The sequence below is a fragment of the Maridesulfovibrio salexigens DSM 2638 genome, assembly GCF_000023445.1.
GTDB lineage: Bacteria > Desulfobacterota > Desulfovibrionia > Desulfovibrionales > Desulfovibrionaceae > Maridesulfovibrio > Maridesulfovibrio salexigens.
In genome coordinates, this window is record NC_012881.1 from 416,305 (window position 1) to 432,062 (window position 15,758).

Genomic DNA, 15,758 nt, shown 5'->3' on the forward strand with positions numbered 1-15,758 from the left:
CATCGAAATCTCCGGTCCTATCATATACAATGCCTGAAAAAGACATTGACAGCTGAGTGCCATATTAAGCCTGAGCTACAGATTATTATATGGAGAAAATTATGGATATTAATACACATGAGCAGATTGACAGGGTATTATGCGGCGAACCCGTTTCAGTATTTGAGGGCGGTAGTGAAGTTCGTATGGAATGCACCGCTAATATGGCCGCCGATACCAGTGGACTTGTCCATGGTGGATTTATCTTCGGCATGGCAGATTACGCGGCAATGCTGACAGTCAATCACCCCAATGTTGTTCTGGCTGGCGCAGAAAGCCGTTTTCTGAAGCCTTCAAAGGTCGGTGATGTCCTTATTGCTAAAGCCAGTGAACAGGAAAAGGATGGACGCAAGCATATCGTTAAAGTGGATGTGTCCTGTAATGAAGAAGTTGTTTTCAGCGGTACTTTTACCTGTTTTGTGACCAAGGAACATGTTCTGGCTGGAGCGTAACTGATAATTAGTAATTCTAATGATTCCGGTTTACCGCCGGGTATTGCTCCAAAAAATAAGGCCCCACGGCGAGTTAATTCGTTGTGGGGCCATTGTTCTATTGAGTTTTGCTCGGTGTTGTTTGTTGCGTATTAGGCGGTGTTTTCCCTGTCTGCTGGCAGTATTGGGAATTGTTCTTCATGCAGACAGCGTAGGGCACGCCTTGCCCTTTGGGTACCGGCTTGCAGTAGTTGAGCTGTGCGGTGGTGGCTGCTCCGGTCTTGGCGTTCAGCTTTTTCACCTCTTCCTTCTGGCAACTGTAGTCGAAGTTAGCCTGCATACAGGCAAGCAGGGTGGGGTAGGAGCCGGCGTTTGAATCAGGCAGGCATTTATTATCGGAGAATGCCCACGTTTGATTTCTGTAAGGCTGCTGTTCAGGGGGGCCGGGACAAAGGGTAACTTTCACAGTCGCTCCTGCCTTCTGGCAGATGGCGGTTGATGCGTCATCGTTAAACTGCCACGCATAGGCATCCGAACCGATTGCCTTCAAGTATTTCACATAGTTGGTGTAGGGTTTGCCCTTACCCTTTGAAAGGGAAACCATGTCATAAACTCCGGGTGTTCCGAGAGGGCCGACCGCACATTGCGGGCCGCCGCATCCGGGAGTGAGGCAGGTTTCCGGGTCTTTGTCTGCTCCCTGTGCTTTCATGACGTTACAGGCATACCAGTCAGATATATTGGGTGTGTCAGTGGTTATCCCGGGACTTGCAGCCTGAGTATCGGTGTTTTTGTATGGATCCTGACCTCCTGGAGGTTCGAGCCATTGTTCCGGAGCCATGCATCCGGCGCGTCCTCTGCTTTTATCATTTGATACCACAAGGCTTATTCCAGCGTTGAGTTGTGTGTTGGTGTACAGGGTGGAGTTGGCGGCGATAGTCGTCTGGTCTTCCTTGGGGCAGTCGTAGAGGTCTGCCACTGCGGACATTTCCGTGAAGTTGCAGTCGTTTCCATTGTCGGTGATTGTCATGGACATGGGAACGTTGAAGCCGGAAACCATGCTCAGGTCAAAGTAGTCTGTTGCGCCCATGCATGTGCCGTCGGAGGGGTTAACGGTACATTTGTTTCTGTCAGCACCTGTATATGTGCAACCGGCTGAATATTCGAATACGGTTCCTACGCCGGAACTAGCCATCCCCGGTATCCCGCCAATAACACATTCACCGGGCCAGTCTCCTTCGGATGGAGGCTGTTCGCAGCCGAGCAGTACTCCGAAGTTTGCCGAGGCGATTCCGCCGTCAGGCACTGAGATATCCATGCTTTCACCGAAGGTGATTTTTTTACGGAACAACAGGGCTGAGGTTTTGTTCTGGGGGTTGGCATACATTTCATCCATCTCGGCCAGTTCTGCTGTTTTGTTCCAGAGCTTGGCGTTGTAGAAGTGCTGTTTGTCTGCAGCAGTGGGAGGAGTAAGCACGATGTATGCGTCATCCATGCAGTTATTGTAAATGGATATCCGTTTCTGCCATGCGGTTGTTGTGGTGTTGTCCCCGCATTGCCCGCCTGATGGGGTCGGATCGGGCGGGGTGTATTTGGTCATCTGGCAACCCGGGCTGAGGTTCGTTCCGGGAGTGGGGAAGAGCATGGCCGCTTCACAACCGGGATTAAGGGAAGTTTTGTTGCATCCGTTTGCAAACTCCCAGCCGGAGGGGGTGATTTTGATATAGGTGCTTAATTTCTGATCAAAGTGGTCGTTCTCTATATCCACTTTCCAAAGCACGTTTTGTTTCATGTATTTTGTCACCGCTCCCGCATTGGGATTTTTATTGTCCACAGAAAATACTTCTGTAGTGGAATTTCCGTTCACTGCGGAATAGGTGACCGTGCTGATCCAGTTTTGTGTACCGCATGGCCCCAGTGCCATTGTTATCCCGGTGCAACTGCTGTCACTGGAATCAGTGCAAAGATACTGGCTGTTGTCGGCCCAAGACGTGCTGTAAAGGCAGGAAAGAATCAAAAGACAGGCTGTTAGGATTAATTTCTTGTTTTTTATTTCGTTGGCTTTCATACGGTCCCCCCTCATCTTGATTTTGGTAAGACAGAAAAAACAGAAATCTATCGTGGAACTATACCACTATATTTGGAGCAAGGCACAGAGAAATTTGCAATCTGTCTTGCGTTTAATTGGGGATCAGAGGTGAACACGATTAATGCTGTGAAGTAATCTGTTAAATTTAGATGTCTGTGGACAAATTATGTTTAACCCCCTATAAAATAAGGTAGGACTCTAAAAATGGGGGTAGCAGTGGAATGTGAACGTGGATTCAAGTCCAATTTTCTTTTTTCTGTTTTTACGGCCGGCCTGTTTGTCGTTATCCTGTTTTGTCTGAGTGGACAGTGTCTGGCTCAGTCCTCCGAACCCGCTTCCGGCAGTGGTGATAATGTCAGTGTTCTGCTTGCTCCCTTGCAAGCTTTACATGATGACCTTGCCAGAATTGAGGCCAAACTTGATGCCTTCGCAAATGCAAAGTGGGAATACAAGATTCTGGTTCCCAATGTTCTCGAAAAATCCGGATTTGATCCGTACAAGCCCAACCTCGCCCCATTAGGGCAGCAGGGCTGGGAACTTGTCACCTATTCACCCGATGTCGGATATGTTCTGAAACGTAGAGTTGCTCCTGATTCCCAATAAACCGGGGAGCTCGTATGGATTTTCAGCCTCGTAAAAATATGAAGCATGAACCTGTTCGAAACGGGTTTACCCTGCTGGAGCTCATTGTGGTCATGGTCATCATGTCCATAGTCATGGCTGTTCTCCTGCCGCGTTTAAGTGGTCAGCTTACAGGCAATTCCTTGCGTGCTGCTGTTGCCGATCTCGGAGCCATTGCCACTTCTTCCCGTTTCAGGGCTGCTGATACCGGTAAGCAGCATATCCTGATCATCAATCGAAATACAAAAGACCTTAAGCTTTTGAGTGCTGATAAGAGAGAGGTTCTGAGTAGGACCGCACTGCCTGTAAGGGTGGATGTGAAGGATATGGAACTTCTGGGAAAATCTGTTTCCGGTCATGAAATGCGAATCATTTTTTTTCCTAGGGGAACAGCGACTCCAGCACGTCTTAAGTTGGTTTCCGAGAAGCAGGAAAGCCTGCAATTGATTGTCGCCGGGGCTGATGGAGGCGTGTATGTACGCTAAATCATGTAACTCCGGTTTTACCCTGCTGGAAGTCATGGTTGCCATGGCTATCCTGTCTATCGGGCTGGTCGCTGTGGCTGGTGTTTATTCACAGGCAACTGCTGCTTTGTCGCAGGTGGAGGGGTACGAACGGGCCGGTCTGGAAGCTGAAATGCGACTGGCTTCTTTTCTTAATCAGGGAAATATCAAGCCGGGAACAACTTCCGGTAAATGCGAAACACTGCCGCACGGAAGATGGAAGATCGTCAGTAAAAAAGAGGATGATTATTCCGGTGTAATCAGGGTTAGGATTACTGTACTTTTCTTCACCGAAGGCAGGGAACATGAATATGTTCTGGAAACTGCACAGGTCGATCAAATCCTTCCGGCTCAGAGTAAAACCCAGACCAAGGACAAGAAAAAATGAAATCAGCACTACGTTTGCAAATGAATTTTTCCAGAATCCTGCTTTTGTTGCTTTCAGGCATGTTTTTGGCTGGCTGTCAGCTCAAGTCGGACCCTATTGATATCGGCTACCAGCCCATGCCCCGTCCGTTAATGGGACTCAGGCTCAAGGTTATCCAGAAGGAGTTGCACGTTGTAGAAGAGGAAGGGAAGGAGAAGACCAGCAAGGAACAGGATCGAGCCCTGCTGGTGATGGATTGCAAACCGGATAGTCCGGCACAGAAGGGCGGCGTTCTGCCCGGAGATATTCTTTTGGAAATAGATGGTGTCCCGGTGCAGGGTATGCGGGATTCAACATTTATCATGCAACGTAAGCGTCCGGGCGGTAATGTAGCCCTGACCCTTTTCAGAAACGGCAAGATCGTCAAACTCGGAATTCATCTGCCTGTTGACGTCCCGGTCACCAAGGCAGTCAAAACTACAGGTGGGGAGGCTTCTTGATGCATAAAGGAAGACGCGGTTTCACACTTATTGAGATGCTGGTGGTTATTGTGATCATCGGGGTTCTGGCGGCTATCGTGGCCCCAAGGTTTTTCGGAAAGACTGATGAAGCCAAGGTCGCGGCGGCCAAAGCCCAGATCGAGGATTTTTCCATGGCCCTGCAAAGTTACCAGCTGGATACCGGGGATTTTCCCACTACCCAGCAGGGACTCAATGCCTTGGTGGTAAAACCGACCACTCCGCCTGTCCCTGAGAACTGGCATGGCCCGTACATGAGTAAAAATACTATTCCCAAGGATCCGTGGAACAATCCATACGTGTACACTGCTCCCGGCAAGCACAGCCCGGATTTTGATCTGCTCAGTTACGGCAAGGACGGCAAGCCCGGAGGAACAGGTGATAACGCGGACATCACCAACTACTGATCCAATTACTGAGCAAGGCGGGTTTACCCTTCTTGAACTGTTGGTGGCGATTACGATCGGTTCGGTTGTCCTTACTGCTGTTTATTCGATTTTCGTCACTGCCACGCGGGTGGAAAGGGGGGCACAGGCTGTTCTTTCACCCATGCGTTCAGCCGCTTATGCGTTCAGCATGCTAGGCAGGGATGTCCGCAATCTGGACCCGCTCTGCTCGGCTTCGGATATCAGCTGTCAGGATAGTAAATGCCAGTTCCCTGTTCTGGATGAAAAAGGAAATCGGATTTGGGTTCGTTATGTTCTTAAAGAAAGCACCCTCTGGCGGGAAGAGCGCAAGGATAAGAAAGGCAAGCCGGAGAAAGGTAAGCCGATTTCAAAGATGGAGCTTTGTTCCGGGGTGGTTGAAACCCGTTTCAAGCTTACTGCAAGAGGGCATGGGGGGAGTGCCGCCGTAGCGGGTGCAACAACAGCTGTAAGCGGACCGGGAATGATTGGATTGGTTTTGGATTTCAAGGAAGGAGCATCACAAAGGAGTGTTTTTCGCTCACAGGTTTTATTGGAAGTAACACCGCAACAGAAGGCTGGCTGAAAGAATGCTTAAGAATGTTACCGGACATACTAATGTTTCCGCAGAGCAGGGATTTGCTCTGGTGGTTACACTGTGGGTCATGGCCATTCTGGGTATTATGGCGGCTTCGTTTTCATATGAGGCTGTATGCGAGACAAAGGTTGAAAGTTGGAGCAGTCAGGATCGTAGGGCTTACAATCTGGCGCGCGGCGGTGTTCACAGGGCGGCAGGCATCATCAGGGAACATGCCCGCGACCCCGTGCACAGCATCACGGATAAGTGGTTTTCCGGGGAGACTCTATACAAGGATATCAAGTTCGGGCCGGGTTATTACTCCATTATTCGTCCTGAGTCGGGATCTGCGAAAAGGAAAAAATCAGGCAAGGATTCCAAGGCCGCTAAGGATGCTGGAGTCTTTAACTATGGCTTTATTGATGAGGAATCGCGTCTGAACATCAATGTTGCCACCATGTCCCAATTGCAGGGCTTCCCTAATATTTCCAACGTGCTGGCCTCTAATATCATTCTGTACCGGACCAAGAAACAAGGCAAGAAGGGCAAGGATGTTCCTCCGTCCGTGGCAATGGCTAAGGGGTTGGTTGACGGGCCGATCCGCAGTCTGGATGAATTGCTGCAAGTAAAGGGAATGACGCGGGATATACTCTATGGTTCTTCCGGCGCAGAAGGGATTGCCGGTCATCTGACCTGCTTTTCCTCGGGAAAGGTGAATATCAACACTGCCGGGAAGGAAGTACTTCACGCCGTGGGTTTTACCACAGGACAGGTTCAGAATCTGCTGGCCTACCGTCTTACCGGATGGAAGGGTTTTGCCTCGGTGCAGGCGGCGCTGAGTACCTTGGCAGCGGCTTCGCAGAGTACACATGTGGAACCGTTTCTGACTGTGCAGTCCAAGAATTTCAGCATGACCTGTCTGGCTGGGTTTGTTCCGGGCAGGCATGTCGAGCGTATTACGGCCAGAGTCAGTGTGGATAAGGATCAATTACGTTTTACCCGCTGGGAATCCGAATCTCTGCCGAGAATATGAACGAGGTTGTTCTATGAATTTAAAGAAGTTGTGCAAAATGATTCCTCTCCCCTGCCCCTTGGGGAAGAACGCTCGGATAGCCTTGCTGTTTGACGTGAAGGGCAGTTGCGCATCTTCGCTTGAATATTCTTCTAAAGAGCGGTTGTGGCAACCTCTGGCCCAATTGCCGGAAACGGATAATCCCAGCCCATGCGTATTGGTTTTGCCCTCGTCTATGGTGGCTTTGTGCCGTATCCCTAATCCGGTCAAAGAGCAGAAGGACGCAGTGGCTGATCTTGAAACGGAAGCCGGGCAGCGTTTATTCCGTTCCCTTGAGACCGGGGGGCGGGAAATGCGTTTTTACAGCGGTAATAAAGGTTTGAACGCAACCCTCGGCTGGATATCCAATGAGTATCTTCATGGATGTCTTGATAAAGCAAAGGATATGGGATTTCAGGTTACGTCCATTGTACTACCTGAGTTCGACCTGAAGGTTTCCGGTCCGACCCTGTTAGTGTCCCGTGAACACGGGGAAACCCGTCTATGCTGTATTTACAGGAAAGTCCCGGTGATCTGGGAGGTTGTACCGGATGGAGGCCCGTCCTTGGAAAGTGCACTGAGGGTGGTTCTTGCCCAGCTTGAGGCGGAAGAGAAGCCGATGCCGGAAAAGGTAATGTTCTGGGGTGCTCCCGGCGAAGCAGGTGAACCTGAGGGTTTTGCAGAGCTGATTGCAAAGGTACTGCCGGATGTTCCGCTGGAACAAATCCGGTCTTATGAAGACTTTTTGCCCCTGCTGCGTATGAACCGTACCAAAGGTTCGTTTCATGAAAGTCTGGAAGAGTGGGAGCGTATTCCTCTTGCTCCGAAGGACTATGTGCGTTCGGGGCTGGCTCTTGCGGGGGCAGTTGCGGGCTGCCTGCTGCTTTTCTTTGCTGTGATCCATATGAATACTCAGGATGCCAATGTTCTTAAGCAGGAAGCACATAAGATTCTATTTCTGGCCAAGCGTACTGATCTGGTGACAATGGAAATTCGGGAATATGTACGCCGTAACAATGATATTTTAAGATATACGGTGAAGAAGCCTTTTGTTTCGCATGTGTTCCGCGATCTTGGTGATTCTGTTCCGGCTCAGGTGAAATTGGACACCATGCGCCTTGATCAATCCGGCAAGATAACCCTGCAAGGGGAGGCAAAAAGTGAAATCAGCCTCATGGCTTTGCTGGAAAATATAAGTAGTACAGAGATATTTTCCAATGCAGTGCTTGCTTCCATGAGTAAGCTGGAGCAAGGGCAGGGATTTCGTTTTGTAGTGGAACTTGATTTTCCCGCTTGGCAACAATTCTTCAAGCCCAAGAAGAAGCAGGAGGCAGCGCAATGAACATTCTGCTTGCCTCTTGGAACAAACTCGATCCGCGAGATCGCCGAGCTTTAGGCATATGTCTAATTTTTCTGTTCTCTGTGGTGCTTTATATGGGTGTTTTGGCTCCGCTCGGCAATATGTATGAAGCCACAGTTCAGGAACAGGTGGAGTTGAAGCAGGAAATTCAGCTTAACACACCCAAAGCCATGGTCCTGCCTGACCGTGAAGCCAAGTTGCGTCAGGTTAAGAATGAATATGAATCCCTTAAGCGGCAACTTGATCTAGTGGATCGCAGGGATTGGAGTTCTTCGGATATTTATAATGAAATCAGGGACTATGCGACCATCACCGGGGTTGTCATCAAAGAAATGCGTCCTCTATCGCAAAAACCGAATGGTTTCCTGAGCAGTCAGCCTATGGATGTGACTTTCAGTGGTTCTTTCACAGCCATTGAGAAATTTATTTATTATCTGGAAACCTCTCCGCAGGTCTTTGTAGTTTCGGAAATCTCACTGACGGGCAAGAGTGGTGCTATGCAGGGCGGGCTGGTTGTCAGCAAGTATTCTATTCCAGCCAAGGCAGATTCCAAGATGCCGGAGCATGCTGTAAGTCTCGTGCTCTCCATGCCGCCTTGGATCGGGTATGCTCCTTTTGAAATCGCCCGTCACAATGGATGGCTCAATTCGAACGGTACGCGCATCGAGTGCTATTTCTCCGAGCATGAAAAAACAAATTTTGAAAAATTATATGCCGGAGAAATAGATGGTACTGCCACTCATGCTCTGGAGCTTGTCCAGCTCCTGACCAGAGGGGTGGACTTGCGTATAGTGGCACCCTTGGCACAGTTCAAAACCGGGGATGTCCTTATGGTTGCCGGAAATTCGAATATCAAAACCGTGCAGGATCTGCGCGGTAAAACCGTTTTCCTGCAAACAGGCGGAACAGCCCATTATTTCCTGTATGAAGTCCTCAAGCAGAACGGCATGTCACTTTCGGATGTTACGGTGAGTGATATGTCCCGCGAAATTGTGGCCCAAAGTTTGAGAGCGGGACTTATTGAAGCCGGGGTAACTTTTGAACCGTTTGTCAGCAGATTGCAGAAAATGCGTATTGCCAGACCTGTGGCTGGACCGGCCGAGGTGGATAACTGGAGTCTTCAGTTTCTGGTCCTGCGCGAAGATGCTCTGCCCGGCAACGGTAAGGCGGTTGAAACCCTCATCAGCGGTTTTTCCCGTGCAGTGCGCTGGTGGCAGGAAAATCCGGACGAGGCCGTACAGTTCCTGAGCGCCAATAATCCGCAAGGAGTTTCGCAGAATACCATTAAGGAGGTCATGAAGAGTGTCCGGTTCCTAACTTCCGAAAAGGCGCGGGCTTATTTCTGCACCGAGCCGGAAGTGGACAATTCCATGGATGAGTATTTCAGGAAATATGAGAACTTTTTTAAACAGGAACTCGGTTATGAAGTAATCGTTCCCAAGGCTGATGTCCTTGATTGGAGATATGCCCGCAAGGTGTTCAATTGTACTGCGCATGCAAATGCAACGCACGGGGCAGGGGGCTGATTTATGGGCATGGAAAAATACTTACATAAAGCTGCTGCGGATGCATTTTTCAGGTTGGCGCTCATTATTGCAAGCCTGACCCTGCTAGGTGCGCTGATCATTCTTTCCTTGCCCGAGCCGAAGCCCAGAGCGTTTAATTATGTGGATGCCATGCGCGATCTTCCTCCTCCTGACCCGCTGACCTATCCGTATTATTCCTTTTTCACTACCAAGCGCCGGCATATCTTTCAGTATGGCCAGCTTAATCTGGTTCAGCGCTCTTATAGACGCGCGGCTCCGGCCTTGCCCCCCGGACCGGATGTCTCCGGCCTATCGCTTATGGCGACCATGCCGGGGGAAGGTAAATCCTATGCTATCATCAGCGGAATTAACGGAGGGGCAAGCACTTTAGTGACCCTCGGTCAGATGGTCAGGGAAAGCGTTCTTGTGGAAATTGCTTCCAACCATGTGACCTTGGCCCGCAATGATCAGAATGTCACACTGCCCATGAATACCGTTTGGGATGAGCAGGCGGAAAGTTTGTTGAGCGAGTCCGGAGTTACTAAAAAAGCCGGTGTTTCATATAAGCTTACTGTTCCTGCGGAAGCTGAGGGTAAGGGCGGTTCAGTAGATATTAAGGGATTGGGTGTGAATCTTATCCCGCTCACAGTGGTTGAGCGTAAAGATATGGGGATTCCATCCGGTCGTGGATTGAAAGTGGCTCGCGTATTGCGCAAGGATACAGGTTTATTGCCGGAGGATTTGCTTTTGGCTGTTTCCGGCAGGCCCGTTGGTTCAATCGCGCAGGTCAGTGATATATTGAAAAGTAAAATCGGCAAGGAAGTGTTTCTGACAATAATTCGTAAAGGAAAACCCATGAATGTGAACATGACTGTTCCCTGATGTGCAGGAAATTGAATTGATTCGCATTCAAGAAAGATAAGACGAGAGAATTCATGATGAGACTTGCCCGCAAAATACGATGGTTTTTCATTCTGGTAATGCTTTGTTCCCTTGTTGGGACGGGGGTAGGAGCTGGAGTTGCCCAAGCTGCGCCGAAAGGAAAAAATCTGATTGAGATAAATTTCCGGCAGACGGACATCATGGCTGTGCTGGAATTCTATTCGCATCTCATGGGCAAGACATTCATTCCCAACCCTGAATTGAAAGGACCGGTTACGGTTATCTCGCCGAAACCCGTAACCAGATTTGAAGCCCTGCGCTTGCTGTATTCCGTGTTGGATATGAAAGGTTATACCTTAGTACAGCAGAGCGGTTATTATAAGATTGTCTCCAAAAGCATGGCTGTGCACGAAGGGCTGAATGTTGATTCCATAACTGTGGGCGGCGACCAGATGGTTACGGAAGTCATTATGCTTAAGTACCTGAAAGCAGCAGACGTGATAGCAGACTTTAGGCAGATTCTGTCTCCTGAAGGCTCAATTTTTTCTGGTAAATCTAATAATTATATCGTCTTCACGGATACTGCCGCCAATGTGAACAAGATCAAGGAATTGATCAGCCACATTGATATGCCCGGTTCCCTGCCGGTCTCCAAGACTTATTCCCTGCAGTATATTGAGGCCAAGACTGTGGCTCCTATGTTGACCAAGCTTTATACTGAAAAGGTAGGAAAGGTTACCCAGAGTACTGTTCAGATCCTTTCCATGGATGAAACCAATTCTTTGATCGTGTTGGCTCCGGAAAGTGTGCATGACGATATCACTTCAATTATATCCAAGCTTGATGTCCGCACTATGCAGGTATCCATAAAGGCCTATCTTGTTGAGGTTACCCTGACAGATGAAACCAAACTCGGTTTTGAGTGGATGTTTTCCACCAATGCTGATGGCACAGACCTTAAAGGAGCATTGGATTTCGGGCATATTTTCGATCCTACCGGAATAGCCAACACTGCGCAGGAGGCTTTGAAGTTTTCCATTATCAATTCGGATAATTTTAAGATGATGATGAACTTTTTTGCCTCTGACGACAGCTCCCGCGTGGTGTCTGCGCCGCATATAGTGGCTTTGGATAACCAGAAAGCGAGTATTGCCGTGGGTACGGAAATACCTATTCTCAAGCTGACCCAGACTTCGGTGACTTCCCAGCAGAATGTAATCAAGACCTATGATCATCGTAAATTCGGCATGCAGCTTAATATCACGCCCACCATCGCGGAAAACCGGGATGTAACTCTCAAGATAGACCAGACCCTGTCCAGCCTGCTTGCTGACGACACTGATCCTGATAAGTGGCAGTCCACGGACCGTGCGGCTTCCACAACCGTGCTGGTCAAGGATGCCCAGACCCTCGTTATCGGTGGCCTCATGACAGTTAACAGCGCCCTTGACAAGAAAGGGGCTCCTTATCTGCGGAATATGCCCGTGCTCGGTCCTTTGTTCGGTTCCCAGGATGACTCTATGACCAAGTCGGAATTGTTGTTGTTCCTTACTCCATATGTAATCGCCACGCCTGATGAGGCTGATGCGATGAGTGGCCTGCGTAAGGCTCAGAGTCCTATGGCGGTGGACGAATTCGGTTTGATTTTCGACCTTTAGCCCCGGAAAGAACTATGCAGGAAAACGAAATCAAACTTCTTCCGCCAACCTTCTATGACCTCTCCTCGCCCGACAGGATCAGAGGATGGTGGCAAAGGGTCCGGCAGGCCGGGGAGTCAGAACAGGATGCGCTGAAAAGTACTGCGGAGTTGCTTGGTCTGGAGTGGATGGAGCTTGATAAAACTTATCTTGCCGAGCCGGGAGTTGTGCAGCTTGTACCGGAAAATTTCGCAAAGAACCATCTTCTGTTGCCCTTGGCAAAGGAGCAGGACGGAGTTGTGCGGGTTGCCGTTGCCACACCTTTTCTGGGTACTTCCGTTTCTGAAATGGAGCAGGCTCTGGATATGACCGTGCACATGGTGCTGGCTCCGGCGGACAATCTTGTGGATGCCCTTGAGCGGGCTTATTCCGGTGAAGGAATGGAGGGCGTTTTTACCAGTCTGGATGAAGACCTTGATTCTTTGGATGATGTTGAGGACCTGCGTGATATGGCACAGGCCGCACCTGTGATCCGACTGGTTAACAATACTTTCCGCGATGCCATTGCTCAGGGGGCATCGGATATTCATATCTCGCCTTATGAAGACGGTCTGGAAATCCGTTTTCGGGTGGATGGCATCCTGCATGTGGTTAATACTGTGCCTAGAAAATATCAGGCCGCAATCATTTCCAGAATCAAGATCATGTCCAATCTGGACATTGCCGAGCGCAGGATTCCGCAGGACGGTCGTATTCGTTTGAAGATGGAGCAGTCCGATTATGATATCCGTGTGGCCTCCACGCCGACCGTGTTCGGGGAAGGTGTGGTTATGCGTATTCTGGATAAATCTTCAATTAAGGTCGATATTTCAGACGTAGGCTTTGAGCCGGATATGCTCGAAACATGGAAGTCACTCGTTCATCGTCCTCATGGAGCGATCTTGGTTACCGGACCGACCGGTTCCGGTAAGACTACCACGCTCTACGCTTCGCTGAATTACATCAAGTCTCCGGAACTTAAGATCATTACCACTGAAGATCCGGTTGAATACCAGTTGCGCGGCATAGATCAGATTCAAGTTAATCCCAAGGTCGGATTGACCTTTGCCGCTGCCCTCAGAAGCATTCTGCGTCAGGACCCTGATGTAATCATGGTCGGGGAAATCCGCGATTTCGAAACCGCAGAAATTGCCATTCAGTCTTCCCTGACCGGACACCTCGTGCTTTCCACCCTGCATACCAATGATGCGCCCACAGCTATTACCCGTCTGGTGGAGATGGGCATTGCCCCTTACCTTGCCGCACCCACTCTTGCCGGAGCAATGGCTCAGCGGCTTTTGCGCAGGCTGTGCAGCAATTGCAAGAAACAAGGGGCTGATGGCAAGTGGCAGGCTGTGGGCTGTGAGGTTTGTGACGGTTCCGGTTACAAGGGCAGGCTCGGAATATTCGAGTTGCTGATTAATACTCCGGCAATCCAGACGCTTATCCAGAACGGAGCCAGTGCCGCGGATATTGGAGCGCAGGCGCAGAAAGAAGGTATGCGCACTCTGCTTCAGGATGGACTTGCCAAGGCTGCCAAGGGACTGACCACGGAAGAGGAAGTGTATCGAATGGCTCAGGATAACTAAGTAATTGGAAGTTTTATGGCAAAGTTTATGTACACGGCAATCAAAGACGGACAGCAGCTTTCAGGAGAGATGGAAGCTGCTGATGCCGCCGCTGTGCAACGTGAACTTTCTGGTCAGGGAGCCAGAGTGCTGCGTGTCGAGCGCAAGGACGGCGGTCCGGGGGAAGATCCGAAAGCAAAGGCGAAGAGCCAGTCTCTTTTCGGTAAACGAATCAGCTATAAGCAGATAACCTCTTTTACCCGTCAGTTCGCAACCTTGCTGGGTTCCAGTCTTCCTTTGGTGCGGGCGCTTTCATTTCTGCGAGACCAGAATGAAGGCACTTTGCTGGGCGAGGTCATCGGGACCATCAATTCACGGGTGCGTGAGGGTATGCCCTTGTCGCGGGCTTTGGCTGAATATCCCAAATATTTTGATATACTATATGTTTCTTTGGTGGCAGCAGGAGAAACCGGAGGAATGCTTGATCAGGCTATGGACCGTCTGGCTTTCATGCGCGAGGCACAGGAGGACCTGCGTTCCAAGGTTTCTGGGGCCATGATCTACCCGGCGATTATGTTTATTGCCATGGTCGGGGCGATCATCACCATGATGCTGCTTGTTGTCCCAAGGTTTGCCCAGATGTTCTCAAGCATGGGCCAGAAATTGCCCATTGCCACCCGTTTGCTCATTGATATTTCAGACACTCTGCAACAGACTTGGTGGCTGCTGCCCCTGTTTCTGCTTATCGCCATTCCGTCATGGAAGAAGATCGGTTCCACCCCCGGCGGACGTATGCAGATTGATAGTACCAAATTAAAGATTCCGGCTTTGGGGCCGATCGTCATACAGGTCAGCATGGCCCGCTGGTGCCGAACTCTGGGAACCTTGATTGGTTCCGGTGTTCCGCTTTTGACAGCACTTCAATCCAGTGCGGGAGTTACCGGAAATGTGGCGGTTTCAAAAGTAGTGGAAAAGGCCACGGCTGAGGTTCGTGAGGGCAGTAAGCTGGCGACCCCGCTCAAGGAAAGCGGCATTATCCCCCCATACGTTACTGAAATGATTTCCATGGGTGAAGAGTCCGGTTCTTTGGACTCCATGCTCGAAAAAATAGCTGAACATTATGAACGTGAAGTGGATCAGTTGGTTAAAAACCTCACCTCGCTTCTTGAGCCGGTCATGATTCTGGTCATGGGCGCGGTGGTCGGATTTATTGTTATGGCAATCCTGCTGCCGGTTTTCCAGATGCAGCTGATGGCGGGGTAAAATTTATATGTTGTTTGTTATATTGTAGGCATCTCTCAAAATGGAAGGAGGTATTCCGTGTTGAAGCTAATTCTGTTGATTCTGTCGGTTGCTGTTCTGATTTCCGGTTGCTTTAATAAACAGATGCTTAAGGAGCAGCTTGCTGAGGCGATCCGTGAAAATCCCGAGATTGTGCTTGATGCCATGCGTGAAAGAAAAATGGATATGCTGGTGATTCTTGAGCAGGGCATAAGCGAGCGAGAGAAGTTGAAGCGCGAAGCAAGGCTGGAAGCGGAAATAAAGAATCCATTAAAACCTCAAATTAGGGCTGAGAGAATTATGCTCGGCAATGCTGATGCCCCGGTAACTATCGTGGAGTATTCAGATTTTCTGTGTCCTTATTGCAGTAAGGGAGCAAGCGTGGTCAGCAAGCTGGCTCAAGATCAGCCGGATAAATACAGGGTAATTTTTAAGCATCTGCCCATGCATGCAAAGTCGCGGGAGTTGTCCCTCAACTTTGAAGCAATAGCTCTTTTTGATAAGGCAAAGGCTTATCAGTTTCATAATCTCGTCTTTGAGCGCCAGAAGGAACTTTATGATGATAATTCCGGTGTTGTACTGAGCAACATACTCGGTGAAGTAGGCGTTGATCCTGAACAGGTCAGGAAAATAGCCAATTCCGCTCAAGTGCAGCAATATCTGTTGGATGACGGAAAGGAAGCCGGAGAATTCAAGATCAATGCAACTCCCACCTTCCTTATCAATGGCGTAGTTGTGCGAGGCTACCTTCCTGTGGATATGTTTGAAAATAAGGTAAACCTGATTCTTGAAAAGTCGACTCAGAATGCAGCAGATGCAACGCAAGAAGGCGAACTCTGCGAAGACTGCCTGAACCAGATGTGATTGG

16 protein-coding genes are annotated in these 15,758 nt (G+C 49.6%); 15 read left to right on the plus strand and 1 reads right to left on the minus strand.

What is annotated here, in order from left to right; genetic code table 11:
• Positions 1-101: 101 nt before the first annotated feature.
• Positions 102-491, plus strand: a complete 390-nt coding sequence (locus DESAL_RS01955; RefSeq protein WP_012765980.1) for a PaaI family thioesterase — start codon at positions 102-104, stop codon at positions 489-491.
• A 97-nt stretch (positions 492-588) separates the two neighbouring features.
• Here DESAL_RS01955 and DESAL_RS01960 read toward each other — a convergent pair whose 3' ends face one another.
• Positions 589-2,535, minus strand: coding sequence for a glycoside hydrolase 64/thaumatin family protein (locus DESAL_RS01960; RefSeq protein ID WP_012765981.1), 1,947 nt, complete (start codon positions 2,533-2,535; stop codon positions 589-591).
• A 225-nt stretch (positions 2,536-2,760) separates the two neighbouring features.
• On the opposite strand from DESAL_RS01960, the gene DESAL_RS01965 reads away from it, so the two are divergent.
• The 14 genes from DESAL_RS01965 to DESAL_RS02030 are packed head-to-tail and all read left to right on the plus strand — an operon-like array spanning position 2,761 to position 15,754.
• Positions 2,761-3,159 carry a hypothetical protein gene (locus DESAL_RS01965; RefSeq protein ID WP_012765982.1) on the plus strand — a complete coding sequence of 133 codons (399 nt, stop codon included), beginning with the start codon at positions 2,761-2,763 and terminating at the stop codon, positions 3,157-3,159.
• 14 nt (positions 3,160-3,173) lie between these two features.
• Complete coding sequence (locus DESAL_RS01970; protein WP_012765983.1) at positions 3,174-3,662, plus strand: prepilin-type N-terminal cleavage/methylation domain-containing protein; 489 nt, start codon at positions 3,174-3,176, stop codon at positions 3,660-3,662.
• Positions 3,652-4,068 (plus strand): type IV pilus modification PilV family protein, encoded by a 417-nt coding sequence (locus DESAL_RS01975; RefSeq protein ID WP_012765984.1) that lies wholly within the window; start codon positions 3,652-3,654, stop codon positions 4,066-4,068. Before DESAL_RS01970 ends, DESAL_RS01975 begins: the two co-directional genes overlap by 11 nt.
• Positions 4,065-4,547, plus strand: coding sequence for a PDZ domain-containing protein (locus tag DESAL_RS01980; protein ID WP_012765985.1), 483 nt, complete (start codon positions 4,065-4,067; stop codon positions 4,545-4,547). The genes DESAL_RS01975 and DESAL_RS01980 overlap by 4 nt, the downstream gene beginning before the upstream one ends.
• Complete coding sequence (gene gspG / locus DESAL_RS01985) at positions 4,547-4,972, plus strand: type II secretion system major pseudopilin GspG (protein WP_012765986.1); 426 nt, start codon at positions 4,547-4,549, stop codon at positions 4,970-4,972. The genes DESAL_RS01980 and gspG overlap by 1 nt, the downstream gene beginning before the upstream one ends.
• On the plus strand, positions 4,944-5,555 hold the full coding sequence (locus tag DESAL_RS19960; RefSeq protein WP_012765987.1) for a PilW family protein: 612 nt from the start codon (positions 4,944-4,946) through the stop codon (positions 5,553-5,555). The genes gspG and DESAL_RS19960 overlap by 29 nt, the downstream gene beginning before the upstream one ends.
• A gap of 4 nt (positions 5,556-5,559) precedes the next feature.
• Positions 5,560-6,579, plus strand: a complete 1,020-nt coding sequence (locus DESAL_RS01995; protein WP_012765988.1) for a type II secretion system minor pseudopilin — start codon at positions 5,560-5,562, stop codon at positions 6,577-6,579.
• A gap of 13 nt (positions 6,580-6,592) precedes the next feature.
• Positions 6,593-7,939, plus strand: a complete 1,347-nt coding sequence (locus DESAL_RS02000) for a PilN domain-containing protein (protein WP_012765989.1) — start codon at positions 6,593-6,595, stop codon at positions 7,937-7,939.
• Positions 7,936-9,483, plus strand: a complete 1,548-nt coding sequence (pilO, locus tag DESAL_RS02005) for a type 4a pilus biogenesis protein PilO (RefSeq protein ID WP_012765990.1) — start codon at positions 7,936-7,938, stop codon at positions 9,481-9,483. Before DESAL_RS02000 ends, pilO begins: the two co-directional genes overlap by 4 nt.
• Before the next feature lie 3 nt (positions 9,484-9,486).
• The gene (locus tag DESAL_RS02010; RefSeq protein WP_012765991.1) at positions 9,487-10,365 is read left to right on the plus strand and encodes a PDZ domain-containing protein; all 879 of its coding nucleotides are present in this window, start codon (positions 9,487-9,489) and stop codon (positions 10,363-10,365) included.
• 53 nt (positions 10,366-10,418) lie between these two features.
• Positions 10,419-12,023, plus strand: a complete 1,605-nt coding sequence (locus DESAL_RS02015; RefSeq protein WP_012765992.1) for a secretin N-terminal domain-containing protein — start codon at positions 10,419-10,421, stop codon at positions 12,021-12,023.
• Between the two features lie 14 nt (positions 12,024-12,037).
• On the plus strand, positions 12,038-13,630 hold the full coding sequence (locus DESAL_RS02020) for a GspE/PulE family protein (RefSeq protein WP_012765993.1): 1,593 nt from the start codon (positions 12,038-12,040) through the stop codon (positions 13,628-13,630).
• A gap of 15 nt (positions 13,631-13,645) precedes the next feature.
• Positions 13,646-14,872 carry a type II secretion system F family protein gene (locus DESAL_RS02025; protein ID WP_012765994.1) on the plus strand — a complete coding sequence of 409 codons (1,227 nt, stop codon included), beginning with the start codon at positions 13,646-13,648 and terminating at the stop codon, positions 14,870-14,872.
• A 57-nt stretch (positions 14,873-14,929) separates the two neighbouring features.
• The gene (locus DESAL_RS02030; RefSeq protein WP_012765995.1) at positions 14,930-15,754 is read left to right on the plus strand and encodes a DsbA family protein; all 825 of its coding nucleotides are present in this window, start codon (positions 14,930-14,932) and stop codon (positions 15,752-15,754) included.
• The last annotated feature ends 4 nt before the right edge of the window (positions 15,755-15,758 follow it).

Excerpts from the sequence above, each read along its gene's own strand:
- pilO (WP_012765990.1), top strand. The coding sequence starts at position 7,936 with ATGAACATTCTGCTTGCCTCTTGGAACAAACTCGATCCGCGAGATCGC.
- DESAL_RS02000 (WP_012765989.1), top strand. The coding sequence starts at position 6,593 with ATGAATTTAAAGAAGTTGTGCAAAATGATTCCTCTCCCCTGCCCCTTG.
- DESAL_RS02025 (WP_012765994.1), top strand. The coding sequence starts at position 13,646 with ATGGCAAAGTTTATGTACACGGCAATCAAAGACGGACAGCAGCTTTCA.
- DESAL_RS01960 (WP_012765981.1), bottom strand. The coding sequence starts at position 2,535 with ATGAAAGCCAACGAAATAAAAAACAAGAAATTAATCCTAACAGCCTGT.
- DESAL_RS01970 (WP_012765983.1), top strand. The coding sequence starts at position 3,174 with ATGGATTTTCAGCCTCGTAAAAATATGAAGCATGAACCTGTTCGAAAC.
- DESAL_RS02015 (WP_012765992.1), top strand. The coding sequence starts at position 10,419 with ATGATGAGACTTGCCCGCAAAATACGATGGTTTTTCATTCTGGTAATG.
- DESAL_RS01975 (WP_012765984.1), top strand. The coding sequence starts at position 3,652 with ATGTACGCTAAATCATGTAACTCCGGTTTTACCCTGCTGGAAGTCATG.
- DESAL_RS01955 (WP_012765980.1), top strand. The coding sequence starts at position 102 with ATGGATATTAATACACATGAGCAGATTGACAGGGTATTATGCGGCGAA.
- DESAL_RS01965 (WP_012765982.1), top strand. The coding sequence starts at position 2,761 with ATGGGGGTAGCAGTGGAATGTGAACGTGGATTCAAGTCCAATTTTCTT.
- DESAL_RS02020 (WP_012765993.1), top strand. The coding sequence starts at position 12,038 with ATGCAGGAAAACGAAATCAAACTTCTTCCGCCAACCTTCTATGACCTC.
- DESAL_RS01980 (WP_012765985.1), top strand. The coding sequence starts at position 4,065 with ATGAAATCAGCACTACGTTTGCAAATGAATTTTTCCAGAATCCTGCTT.
- gspG (WP_012765986.1), top strand. The coding sequence starts at position 4,547 with ATGCATAAAGGAAGACGCGGTTTCACACTTATTGAGATGCTGGTGGTT.
- DESAL_RS01995 (WP_012765988.1), top strand. The coding sequence starts at position 5,560 with ATGCTTAAGAATGTTACCGGACATACTAATGTTTCCGCAGAGCAGGGA.
- DESAL_RS02010 (WP_012765991.1), top strand. The coding sequence starts at position 9,487 with ATGGGCATGGAAAAATACTTACATAAAGCTGCTGCGGATGCATTTTTC.